Annotated in this window: 12 protein-coding genes and 1 rRNA gene; 5 read left to right on the top strand and 8 right to left on the bottom strand. The window is 70.4% G+C overall.

Annotated features, from left to right (window positions below; all coding sequences use genetic code 11):
* Positions 1 to 207: 207 nt before the first annotated feature.
* A 16S ribosomal RNA gene (locus tag GA0070613_RS10120) occupies positions 208 to 1,724 on the bottom strand.
* A gap of 781 nt (positions 1,725 to 2,505) precedes the next feature.
* A complete protein-coding gene (locus tag GA0070613_RS10115; protein ID WP_089012054.1) occupies positions 2,506 to 2,769 on the bottom strand; it encodes an SCO4848 family membrane protein in 264 nt (87 codons plus the stop codon).
* 193 nt (positions 2,770 to 2,962) lie between these two features.
* On the opposite strand from GA0070613_RS10115, the gene GA0070613_RS32715 reads away from it, so the two are divergent.
* The 3 genes from GA0070613_RS32715 to argS all read left to right on the top strand — a co-directional run bounded on the left by GA0070613_RS32715 (position 2,963) and on the right by argS (position 6,284).
* Positions 2,963 to 3,130 carry a hypothetical protein gene (locus tag GA0070613_RS32715; RefSeq protein WP_172875781.1) on the top strand — a complete coding sequence of 56 codons (168 nt, stop codon included), beginning with the start codon at positions 2,963 to 2,965 and terminating at the stop codon, positions 3,128 to 3,130.
* Positions 3,131 to 3,222: 92 nt separating this feature from the next.
* Positions 3,223 to 4,281, top strand: a complete 1,059-nt coding sequence (gene trpS, locus GA0070613_RS10105; protein WP_089012052.1) for a tryptophan--tRNA ligase — start codon at positions 3,223 to 3,225, stop codon at positions 4,279 to 4,281.
* Positions 4,282 to 4,565: 284 nt separating this feature from the next.
* Positions 4,566 to 6,284: an arginine--tRNA ligase gene (argS, locus tag GA0070613_RS10100; RefSeq protein ID WP_089012051.1), complete on the top strand. Its 1,719-nt coding sequence runs from the start codon at positions 4,566 to 4,568 to the stop codon at positions 6,282 to 6,284.
* Between the two features lie 130 nt (positions 6,285 to 6,414).
* Here the strand turns inward: argS and GA0070613_RS10095 are convergent, their stop codons facing one another.
* From GA0070613_RS10095 to GA0070613_RS31965, 6 genes are all read right to left on the bottom strand, one after another.
* The gene (locus tag GA0070613_RS10095; protein WP_089012050.1) at positions 6,415 to 7,833 is read right to left on the bottom strand and encodes an FAD-dependent oxidoreductase; all 1,419 of its coding nucleotides are present in this window, start codon (positions 7,831 to 7,833) and stop codon (positions 6,415 to 6,417) included.
* A gap of 76 nt (positions 7,834 to 7,909) precedes the next feature.
* Positions 7,910 to 8,407, bottom strand: coding sequence for a GNAT family N-acetyltransferase (locus GA0070613_RS10090; RefSeq protein ID WP_089012049.1), 498 nt, complete (start codon positions 8,405 to 8,407; stop codon positions 7,910 to 7,912).
* A complete protein-coding gene (locus GA0070613_RS10085) occupies positions 8,407 to 8,733 on the bottom strand; it encodes an ArsR/SmtB family transcription factor (RefSeq protein ID WP_089015867.1) in 327 nt (108 codons plus the stop codon). The genes GA0070613_RS10090 and GA0070613_RS10085 overlap by 1 nt, the downstream gene beginning before the upstream one ends.
* Before the next feature lie 13 nt (positions 8,734 to 8,746).
* Complete coding sequence (locus GA0070613_RS10080) at positions 8,747 to 10,003, bottom strand: M28 family metallopeptidase (protein WP_231929736.1); 1,257 nt, start codon at positions 10,001 to 10,003, stop codon at positions 8,747 to 8,749.
* Positions 10,000 to 10,260, bottom strand: coding sequence for a hypothetical protein (locus GA0070613_RS10075; RefSeq protein WP_089012048.1), 261 nt, complete (start codon positions 10,258 to 10,260; stop codon positions 10,000 to 10,002). Before GA0070613_RS10075 ends, GA0070613_RS10080 begins: the two co-directional genes overlap by 4 nt.
* A gap of 22 nt (positions 10,261 to 10,282) precedes the next feature.
* Positions 10,283 to 10,432 (bottom strand): hypothetical protein, encoded by a 150-nt coding sequence (locus GA0070613_RS31965; protein WP_157746316.1) that lies wholly within the window; start codon positions 10,430 to 10,432, stop codon positions 10,283 to 10,285.
* A gap of 85 nt (positions 10,433 to 10,517) precedes the next feature.
* Between GA0070613_RS31965 and GA0070613_RS10070 the strand changes: the two genes are divergently transcribed.
* Entirely contained in the window at positions 10,518 to 10,895 is a 378-nt protein-coding gene (locus tag GA0070613_RS10070; RefSeq protein WP_089012047.1) for an ArsR/SmtB family transcription factor, read from the top strand.
* A gap of 52 nt (positions 10,896 to 10,947) precedes the next feature.
* Positions 10,948 to 11,328, top strand: coding sequence for an ArsR/SmtB family transcription factor (locus tag GA0070613_RS33350; RefSeq protein WP_231929735.1), 381 nt, complete (start codon positions 10,948 to 10,950; stop codon positions 11,326 to 11,328).
* The last annotated feature ends 221 nt before the right edge of the window (positions 11,329 to 11,549 follow it).

Genomic DNA, 11,549 nt, shown 5'->3' with positions numbered 1-11,549 from the left:
GGTTGTTCTTTCAGGACCCAACAGGGTGCTTTACGCCAAACCCCAGCCGCATCACTTCCGCCGTTCCTGCACCCCGAAGGGCGTGTACTAGACATCCGAGACCGTTGCCGGCATCTGACTAACCAGTGTCTCCGCCATTGAGCACCCCGCCACCACATTCGGATGGCGCGGGCTCCTTGCACCCTTTCGGGTGAAGGTGCTCCTTAGAAAGGAGGTGATCCAGCCGCACCTTCCGGTACGGCTACCTTGTTACGACTTCGTCCCAATCGCCAGCCCCACCTTCGACGGCTCCCTCCCACAAGGGGTTGGGCCACCGGCTTCGGGTGTTGCCGACTTTCGTGACGTGACGGGCGGTGTGTACAAGGCCCGGGAACGTATTCACCGCAGCGTTGCTGATCTGCGATTACTAGCGACTCCGACTTCACGGGGTCGAGTTGCAGACCCCGATCCGAACTGAGACCGGCTTTTTGGGATTCGCTCCACCTCACGGTATCGCAGCCCATTGTACCGGCCATTGTAGCATGCGTGAAGCCCTGGACATAAGGGGCATGATGACTTGACGTCATCCCCACCTTCCTCCGAGTTGACCCCGGCAGTCTTCGATGAGTCCCCGCCATAACGCGCTGGCAACATCGAACGAGGGTTGCGCTCGTTGCGGGACTTAACCCAACATCTCACGACACGAGCTGACGACAGCCATGCACCACCTGTGACCGCCCCCGAAGGACCCGACATCTCTGCCGGTTTTGCGGCCATGTCAAACCCAGGTAAGGTTCTTCGCGTTGCATCGAATTAATCCGCATGCTCCGCCGCTTGTGCGGGCCCCCGTCAATTCCTTTGAGTTTTAGCCTTGCGGCCGTACTCCCCAGGCGGGGCGCTTAATGCGTTAGCTGCGGCACAGGGAACCGGAGAGGCCCCCCACACCTAGCGCCCAACGTTTACAGCGTGGACTACCAGGGTATCTAATCCTGTTCGCTCCCCACGCTTTCGCTCCTCAGCGTCAGTATCGGCCCAGAGACCCGCCTTCGCCACCGGTGTTCCTCCTGATATCTGCGCATTTCACCGCTACACCAGGAATTCCAGTCTCCCCTACCGAACTCTAGCCTGCCCGTATCGACTGCAGGCCCGCAGTTGAGCTGCGGGTTTTCACAGTCGACGCGACAAGCCGCCTACGAGCTCTTTACGCCCAATAAATCCGGACAACGCTCGCGCCCTACGTCTTACCGCGGCTGCTGGCACGTAGTTGGCCGGCGCTTCTTCTGCAGGTACCGTCACTTACGCTTCGTCCCTGCTGAAAGAGGTTTACAACCCGAAGGCCGTCATCCCTCACGCGGCGTCGCTGCATCAGGCTTCCGCCCATTGTGCAATATTCCCCACTGCTGCCTCCCGTAGGAGTCTGGGCCGTGTCTCAGTCCCAGTGTGGCCGGTCGCCCTCTCAGGCCGGCTACCCGTCGTCGCCTTGGTAGGCCATCACCCCACCAACAAGCTGATAGGCCGCGAGCCCATCCCAGGCCGAAAAACTTTCCACCCAGCCTCATGCGAGGCCAGGTTCTATTCGGTATTAGCCCCGGTTTCCCGGGGTTATCCCAAAGCCTAGGGCAGGTTGCTCACGTGTTACTCACCCGTTCGCCGCTCGAGTACCCCGAAGGGCCTTTCCGCTCGACTTGCATGTGTTAAGCACGCCGCCAGCGTTCGTCCTGAGCCAGGATCAAACTCTCCAACAAAAACTTGTTGAAAAACTGTCCCGACAACAAAAAGTGTTGCCAAAGGAATCCCAACCAGCAAACCCTCCCGAAGAAGGATTGCCAGTCCGGGGTATAAATCAATTTGGCACTGGCTTATCAAGCACCCTGTTGAGTTCTCAAAGAACAACCACACACCGCCCGGAAACCCCACCCAGTGGAGCCCCCAACCCGGGGCATTTCGTTCGTCGCACCCGCCGCTCCCGCGCCGGGCACTTTTACTACGTTACCTCACCGTCTTCCCCGTGTCAACCGGTGTGTCCCGGTGCGGCACGCTTCGTACGGGTTGGCGCCGGTGAACCCGCGCAGCAGCGTTCCGCTGCGCTTGACCATCGGATTTGGCAGGACGGCCGCTGCGGTCTCCCGCGAGCTCGCCCGCTTCCCTGCCGGTCGACAACCTTACCCGGTCGCTTCCGCTCCGCCAAATCCGCCTCGCGGCCGATCCGCCGAGCCCCGCCCGGACCGTGTCATCGAGGGAAGAACCCCTGTCTGACCCGGCGCCAGTCCGGTTCGGAGCTTGAGGACTTTCGCCCTGTTTTGCCCCGTTCCGCGCTGGCAGAGAGAAAGTTACGCGTCTGCGGGTTTGATCGTCAAATCCGTGGGTGGCGTCCCGCGTCACATCATCACCCCGAGGCTATCTTCCCTGGTCACAGCTCGTCGGCCGCGCCGTTTCCGATTTTTCATCGGCCGAAGGGCCCGCCGGCGCGGAAACCGATCGCTCCGCCGAAGTCGGTCCCTGCAGGGAGGAGCTGGGAACGACTGGTCAGGCTGATGGGCGGTCGGCGCGGCGACGGGCGGCCCGCCAACCCCGGACACCGAGCACCCCGACGGTGGTGCCGACGGCCAGCGACGCGGCGATCAGCAGCGCGTGCACCCAGAGGAAACCGGTGGTGGCGCCCTCGCCGACCGTGCCGGTGGACCAGGAGCGCGGGTCGTTCCAGATGGCGACCGCGAACCTCGGCCAGATCACCCAGGTCCAGACCCCGACCCCGATCAGGAAGAGCGACCAGCCACGCGACAGCACCATGGCTGGTCAGTATGCCAGCGGGGCAGGTCAGGGGCCCACGGCGACGGCCGAACCGGGCGGCCGGCGCGGGTCGATGCCGAATGTGCCGACGCGCCATTCCACCCATCCGGGCGATGTGCGCGATGGCCGGTAGAGCCACCGCCACGGCTTGACCGGGCTCCCGACCGGGCACTCGGCCGGCTACCGTGTAGCCATGGTCCGGCCGAGCGCCAGCGCCCCGGAGACCGTCGACGGTCTCCCGGCGGGTGCCGCTCCGGCTCTCCCGCTCCGCGTCGACGACGGTCGGGAGCAGATCCTCGACGTACTCCGTGCCGGTGGGCTGCGGTTCCGCGCCGGCGGGCGATGGCGGTTCGCGCTCTGACGAGCCGACTCCACTGATCCGGGCACACTCCGGGTGCCTTCCCGCGCCCGCGCGTCCCTCCACCGTTTCCTCGGCACGAAAGGCGTACCACCATGTCCGTAGCACGGATGCTCACCGGCGACCGCCCGACCGGGCGGCTGCACCTCGGCCACTACGTCGGCAGCATCGCCAACCGGGTGCAGTTGCACCAGCGGTACGAGAGCTTCTTCATCATCGCCGACCTGCACATGCTCACCACGAGGAACACCCGCGAGAACATCGAGCAGGTCTCCCACAACGCCCGCGAGATGGTCACTGACATCCTCGCCGCCGGTGTCGACCCGGCCCGGGCCACCTTCTACCTCCAGTCGGCGATCCCGGAGGTCGGCGACCTGAACACGCTCTTCCAGAACCTGGTCACCGTGCCCCGGCTGGAGCGGGTCCCGTCGCTGAAGGAGATGGCCCGGGACGCCGGCAAGGAGGAGATGCCGTACGGGCTGCTCGGTTACCCCGTCCTCCAGGCCGCCGACATCCTCTGCGTGAAGGGGCAGGTCGTCCCCGTGGGTAGGGACAACGCGGCGCATGTCGAGGTGACCCGGGAGATCGCCCGCCGGTTCAACCACCTCTACGGCGAAGTCTTCCCGGTGCCGGAGCTGGTCTCCTCCGACACGCCCACCCTGGTCGGCACCGATGGCCAGGGCAAGATGAGCAAGAGCAAGGGGAACGCCATCGCGCTCTCCGACGACCCGGCCACGGTCCGCCGCAAGGTGCTGGGGATGTACACCGACCCGAACCGGGTCCGCGCCGACGTGCCCGGGACGGTGGAGGGGAACCCGGTCTTCGCGTACCACGACGTGTTCAACCCGGACCGGGCCCGGGTGGCCGAGCTCAAGGCGCGCTACCGGGCCGGTCGCGTCGGTGACGTCGAGGTCAAGGAGGAGCTGGCGGTCGCGCTCAACCGGTTCCTCGACCCGATCCGGGAGCGCCGGTCCCGGTTCGAGGCCGACCGCGGCCTCGTCGATCAGCTGATCTTCGAGGGCACCGAGCGGACCCGGGCGCAGGTGCGCCAGACCCTGGTCGAGGTCCGCCGGGCGATGGGCCTGACCAGCGCGTACACCCAGATGCGGCGCCGGGCCGAGCGGTACCGCAAGGCCGCCGCCATGCCGGCCTGACCTTCCGGGTACGCGGACAGCCGGTCCGGGGAAAGGCCTTGCGCCGTACCCGGGCCGGCCGGTTAGGCTGCTCCGGTGACCAACTCCCGCACCCTCGCGCCGACGTCCTGCGACGTTTCGGTCGGTGCGGCGCGACGCCGGCGATCCTTCGACCGCCTGCGCTGAGCACATCCTTCCTGCGACCGGCGGATTGAGCCGCCGGTCTTCGCCGATCGTCCTCGGTCCGCCCGCATCCCCCGTCCGGAGATCCGCGTGAGGCGGATCCGAGCGAGATCGGCGTACCCATGGACCTGGAGAAGTTGCTGACCGACCGGCTGGCGCCGGCGTTCTCGGCGGTGGCCGGCGTACCGGTGGACCCGGTCGTGCGGCGCTCCCAGCGCGCGGACTTCCAGTCCGACGCGGCGCTGGCGCTGGCCCGGCGGCTCGGCCGGCCGCCGCGGGCGATCGCCACGGAGGTCCTGGCGCGCGCGGAGCTGGCGGACCTCTGCTCGGCGGCGGAGGTCTCCGGACCTGGCTTCATCAACCTGACCGTCGCCGAGCGGACCCTCGGCGGGCTGGTCTCCGCGCTGGCCACCGACCCGCGGCTCGGCGTCCCGGCCAGCCCGGCCCCGGAGACGGTGGTGGTCGACTACTCGTCGCCGAACGTGGCGAAGGAGATGCACGTCGGGCACCTGCGCTCGACGGTGATCGGCGACGCGGCGGCCCGGCTGCTGGAGTGGCTCGGGCACCGGGTGGTCCGGGCCAACCACCTGGGCGACTGGGGCACCCCGTTCGGCATGCTGATCGAGCACCTGGTCGACCTGGGCGAGGCCGAGTCGACGCACGAGCTGTCGATGGGCGACCTGGACTCGTTCTACAAGGCGGCCCGGGCGAAGTTCGACGCCGACGAGGCGTTCCGGGAGCGGTCCCGGCTGCGGGTGGTGGCGTTGCAGGGCGGCGACGAGGGGACGCTGCGGCTGTGGCGGCTCCTCGTCGAGCAGTCCGAACGCTACTTCCTGACCGTCTACGACCTGCTCGACGTGACCCTGACCGACCGGGACTTCCACGGCGAGAGCAGCTACAACGACCTGCTCGACCCGGTGGTGGCGGAGCTGGACCGGCTCGGGCTGCTCCGGGAGAGCGACGGCGCCGCCTGCGTCTTCCCGCCCGGCTCGGTCGGCCGGGACGGCGAGCCGCTGCCACTGATCGTGCGCAAGTCCGACGGCGGGTACGGCTACCCGGCCACCGACCTCGCGGCGATCCGGCACCGCACCGGCGAGCTGGGCGCGACCCGGCTGCTCTACCTGGTGGGCCTGCCGCAGCGGCGGCACTTCGAGATGGTGTGCGCGGTGGCGGAGCAGGCCGGCTGGCTCGCCCCGCCGGCCCGGGCGGAGCACGTCGGGTTCGGCTCGATCCTGGGATCGGACGGACGGATGCTGCGCAGCCGGGCCGGCGAGTCGGTGAAGCTGGTCGGCCTGCTGGAGGAGGCGGTGGCCCGGGCGACCGAGCTGGCCCGAAGCCGGAACCCGGAGCTGGGCGAGGCGGAGGCGGCCGAGGTGGGCCGGGCCGTCGGCATCGGCGCGATCAAGTACGCCGATCTCTCCAGCGACCGGCAGCGGGACTACGTGCTGGACTGGGAGCGGATGCTCTCGCTGGACGGCAACACGGCGCCGTACCTGCAGTACGCGTGCTCGCGGATCCGGTCGATCTTCCGACGGGCCGGCGGGACGGCCCGGCCGGACGCGGGCATCTCGCTGGCCGAGCCGGCGGAGCGGGCGCTCGCCTTCGAGCTGGTCGGCTTCGGGGCGGTGGTCGCCCAGGTGGAGCGGAACCTGGAGTTCCACCACCTGACGGCCCACCTGCACCGGGTGGCCGCCGCGTTCAGCGCGTTCTACGAGCGCTGCCCGGTGCTGCGGGCCGACGAGCCGGTGCGGGAGAGCCGGCTGGTGCTCTGCGACCTGACCGCGCGGGTGCTCCGGCAGGGCCTGCACCTGCTGGGCATCCGAACGCTGAAACGGATGTGAGCCGGTTCACTCGAAGTCTGGCCCTGACCAGTGGGACCAGAAGTGACGAGCGCGGCGACGACCCGTCGGCCGCGAGTGGTGGGGTGCCCGCCGACCGTGGGGTCGGCGGGCACCGTCGTGGTGGTGGGCATCAGCTGCCGCAGCAGCCGCCGGTCTGGCCGCCCGCGGGGGCGGCGTCGAGAGTGATGAGGCTCAGCGGCGCGGACAGCAGGCCACCGGAGATGCCGGTGGCGAGCCCGCGCGCTGCCGGCTCGGCGGTCGGGGCCAGCACGCAGCAGCTGTCGCTGGTGGCGGAGTCGGCGGGGTTGCTGTTGCAGACCCCGGTTTCGGGCAGTTCGAGCTGGACGTCGCGGGCGGCGTCCCAGTCGCCGGCGAGGGCGGCGGCGACGGAGCGGACCTGCTCGTAGCCGGTGGCCATGAGGAATGTCGGCGCCCGGCCGTAGCTCTTCATGCCGACCGCGTAGTAGCCGACTTCCGGGTGGGCGAGCTCGTCCACGCCGTGCGGGGGCACGGTGCCGCAGGAGTGCTCGTTGGGGTCGATCAGCGGCGCGAGGGCGCGGGTGGCGCCCATGACCGGGTCGAGGTCTAGGCGCAGCTCGGCGGCGATGGAGTGGTCGGGGCGGAAGCCGGTGGCGGCGACGATCCGGTCCACGGTGACGGACTCTTCGCTGCCGTCGGCGTGCCGCACGACCACCGCGACGCGACCGTCGGTGGGGGTGAGAGCGTGCACGGAGAGGCCGGTGAGCAGCCGGATCCGGCCGGCGTCGACGTGCTCGCGCAGCCGGGAGCCGAGCGCGCCGCGCGCCGGGAGGGCGTCGGCGTCGCCGCCGCCGTAGGTGCGCGCCGGTGAGGTGGTCCGGATCGCCCAGGTCACCTCGGTGCCCGGCTCGTCGGCTGCCAGTTCCGCCAGGGAGAGCAGGGTGTTGGCGGCGGAGTGGCCGGCGCCGACGACCAGGGTGTGCCGGCCGGCGAACCGGTCCCGGTCCGCGCCGAGCACGTCGGGCAGCGCGTGCTCCAGGTACGCCGCCACGTCGGGCTCGCCCCGGGCGGGCAGGCCGGACGCGCCGAGGACGTTCGGGGTGCCCCAGGTGCCGGAAGCGTCGATGACGGCCCGGGCGAGCACCTCGTCGCTGTCGGCGAGGCGGATCAGGAACGGCGTGGTGTCACGGCCGGCGGTGCGTAGGCGGTCCAGGCCGAGCCGGCTGATCGCCTCGACCCGGGCGCCGTAGCGCAGGTGCGGCTTGAGCTGCGGCAGCTCGGCGAGAGGCTGGAGGTAGTCGCCGACCAGCTCCGCGCCGGTGGGCAGGGCCTCCAGGTCGGGGGCGACCCAGCCGGCCTCGTCCAGGATCCGGCGGGCGGCCGGGTCGGTGTTGTACCGCCACGGGGAGAACACCCGCACGTGCCCCCACTTCCGCACTGCCGCGCCGGCGGTGTCGCCGGCCTCGAGGACGATGAAGGGGATGCCGCGCTCGTGCAGGTGCGCGGCGGCGGCCAGGCCCACCGGGCCGGCGCCGATCACCACGACGGGCAGCTCGTTCAGGGTGCTCATCAGACAACTCCTCTGTGTCGAAAACTGTCGAATCAAGTGGGTGGACGGCGATCCCGACTGGTGGGCCACTGGTTGGTCAGATGACGGCGGGGCTGCGTCGTTCGAGGAGGACGACATCGCGCCACCGGCCGTGATGGCGGCCAACCCGCTCACGGACGCCGACGACCCGGAACCCAACCCGCTCGTGCAGGGCGAGGCTGGCGGTGTTCTCCGGGAAGACGCCGGACTGGATGGTCCAGATCCCGGCGGCCTCAGTCGAGGCGATCAATGCCTCCAGTAACAGCCGGGCCACCCCACGGCTCTGGGCGGTGGGGTCGACGTAGACGGAGTGCTCGACCACCCCGGCGTAGACCGCCCGCGTCGAGGTCGGCGAGACCGCGATCCAGCCGAGCATGGTGTCGTCGCCGTCGACGGCCACTAAGCGATGTTCCGGTAGCTTGCCGGCGTCGAACGTCGCCCAGGTCGGCGCGGTGGTCTCGAAGCTGGCGTGGCCGCCGTCGAGGCCGGCCTGGTAGATCGCCAGGACCCGCTCGGCGTCGTCGGCCGTCATGGGGCGGACGGTGAGGTCGGCCATCAGCAGGCTCCGTTCGGGTTGGGGGCGGGTCGGCCCATGACGACGTCGGCGGCGGAGGGGAAGCAGCCGACGCAGGCGTCATTGATCCGGTAGTGCCGGGCGGTCCCGACCGGCTCGACGAGGACGAACCGCACCTCGGTAAGGATCTTCAGATGTTGAGAGACGGTGGACTGCGCCAGGCCGACGGCGGCGACGATCTCCCCGACGCTCATCGGTCGGGAGTGGCGGGCGAGGTACTCGACGATCTGCACCCGGGTCGGGTCGGCCAGGGCGCGGAACCACGACGCGTATGTCTGCGCGGTCGCCCGGTCGAGCAGCTCGTCCACCACGTGTCTCCCTCTATCGTTTATCGCCGATCGACGATGAAAGTCTAGCGGGTGTGACCGCGGCGAGGCAGACGGTGGCGACAACCAGGCGGGCGATCGCCTCGAGGGTGTCCGGATCGACGCGGTCCGGGGTGTCGGCCGGGCTGTGGTACCCGCCCATGCCGGCACCGATGCCCACCGCCGCGAGGCCGGCGGCTCCGTAGCGGCGGTTGTCGGAGGCGACCGGTCCGGCGGCGAGGGGGACGCCGGTGTGCCGGCCGGCCTGGTCGAGCAGGGCGAGCAGCCCGTGGGCCGGCCCGCCAGCCTCGACCGCGGCGGCCTGGTCGAGCAGGCCGGCGCCGTCGACGTTGATGACCAGCGGGTGAGCGTCGCTGGCACGCAGCCGCTGGCTGTGGTGGGCGGAGCCGCGGGCGCCGACCTCCTCGGCGTCGAGCAGCGCGACAGAAAGCCCCACCCACGCGGGCAGTGCGGCGGACAGGATCCGGGCGGCTTCCAGGACCACCGCGACGCCGCTGGCGTTGTCCGCCGCGCCGGGCTGGCGCAGGCCGGGGTGGTCGCCGACGCCGTCGTAGTGGGCGGTCAGCAGCAGGTCCACCCCACCAGGCGGCGCCGCGCGGAAGGTGGCGTGGATGTTGGCGCCGGTGACGTCGCGACGGCGCAGCGGGGTGTTTCCGCTCAGCCAGGCCGCACCGGTCACGGCAGCGGCCAGGACGGCGCGGTGGGTGGCCGCGTCGAGGGTCAGGATCGGCAGCGGTCCCGGGTCCGGGCCGGCGAGGGTCGTGTACTGCCAGCCTTCGGCGTCGACGGCCCGGCTCACCAGCAAGCCGGCGGCGCCCTGGGCGTCACCGTAGGCGTCGAACAGACTCATCCCCGTGGGCACCACCAGCCACCGGCCCGTCGGATCGCCGCTGCCGGCCACGCCCAACGGGCCGCGCCTGACCTCGACGGCGTCGGCGGAGGCCGAGTGGACCGCGACCTCCCGGCCGAAGGCCAGGAGTGTCGAGGTCGCTCCCCCGCCCCACACGACCGTCGGCGCCGCGTACACGTCGGGCACGGCACGGACCGGGAAGTCGTCGGTCTCGACCGTCGCGCCGAGCGCGACGACGTGGCCGGCGAGCCAGGCACGGGCGGCGGCCCCGCCGTCCGTACCGACCCGCCGGCCGGCGAACTCATCCGAGGCGAGGGCGGTGACAGTGGCGGCCATCCGCCCGGCCGACACCGTCGCGAGGATCGCCGCCATCCGGGCGGCCGATCCCGATACCGGGGTCATCCGCAGCACCCCTGACCCGCGTTCACAGCCTCGATCTTCGCCTCAGTACCGCAGCAGGAGCCCGCCGCTTGGGCGGCCTGCTGGGTGCCGCAGCACGGTCCGGCGGTCGCCGCCTCGCCGGCGGGCGGGAGGATCGATCCGACCGCCTGCGCCGGGCTTCCGCAGCAGGAACCGGAGCCGGTCACGGCCAGGGCATCGGCCGGGTCCCCGGAGAAGCCGCCCGTCGTCGCGGGGGTGGTCTGGGTGTTCTCGCTCATCACCACGTCCTTCCGATCAGGGTTACCGAGGGCCGATCAGGGTGTACGCGCTGGTGCGGGCGCGGTCATAGCGACGCTCCACCCGCTGCGCCGAGGTGGACACCTCGGCACAGGAGTCGCAGAACCGCACTCCCACCCGGGCGGCCGCTGACCGGCGAGACTTGCCGAACATGACGATCCCCTTCCCACGGCGTCTGTCTTGACGTCCGTCGAATCAGAGAGTTGCACGTTGCTTAGACAGATGTCAACCTAGAGGCATGTCAAAGCAACCGGCGTCGCTTCCCGTCATCGACCTCACCGCCGACACGCCGTGCTGCCCGCCGCTGGCGCAGCGCCGGGTGCCGGCCGAGACCGCCGTCGTCCTCGCGCCCGCGTTCAAGGCGCTCGGCGATCCGGTGCGGCTGCAGTTGATGTCGATGATCGCTTCCGCCGAGGGTGGGGAGGCATGCGTCTGTGACCTGACCCCCGCGTTCGACCTGACCGGGCCGACCATCTCGCATCACCTGAAGACGCTGCGCGAGGCAGGCCTCGTCGACGCCGAGCGCCGGGGCACCTGGGTGTACTACCGGGCCCGGCCGGCCATCCTGCGCCAGCTCGCCGCACTGCTCACCGTCGAACCGGCAGCCGCTGCGTAAGCCGCAGCTGGCGCCCTGCGCCGGGCACGCGCTCGGCCAGCGCGGCGATGACGTGGGTGGCGTCGCGGCCGACGCCGCGCAGGGTGTTCGACGAGAACGACCGCTGGAACTCCAGCCCCAGGTAAACGCGCAGAGCCGAGGTGCCCGGCGCCGGGCCGAACGGGACACGCAGGAGTTCCTCAAGGCGCTGGGCAGCCCGACGCGACAGCGGATCATGATGCTGTTCGCGCAGGGCGCCGAGCTGTCAGTCGGGGAGGTGGCCGAGCGCACGGGGATCAGCCAGGCCACCGCCTCACAGCAGCTGGCCCTGCTGCGCCGAGGGCGCGTGGTGACGTCGCGCCGCGACGGCAAGACCGTGTACTACCGGGCCGACCGCGACGGCACCCTCGCGGCGCTGGCCGAGCTGCAGTCGTACCTGATGACCTGCTGCTGACCGCACCTTCACCGGCGAGCCAGCACAGCGGCTTCACCTCCCCGACCGATGGACAACCCCCTCGGGGGCGAGTTGCCACGCAAGAACCAGGCATCCAGGTTCAGGAGACGCACCCGTCTGCTGGCGGCCCATCCGCCGACCGGCTCGCCGATCCGCACCACAACGATCACCGACTCACTCCCGCTTGACAGCTGCACATTTGCTCAGCGATAGTTGAGTCA

Origin of the sequence: Micromonospora inositola (genome assembly GCF_900090285.1) — a bacterium.
GTDB classification, from domain to species: Bacteria; Actinomycetota; Actinomycetes; order Mycobacteriales; family Micromonosporaceae; genus Micromonospora; species Micromonospora inositola.
Note: the sequence above shows the minus strand (reverse complement) of the source record. Positions and strands in the feature narration are given on the sequence as shown.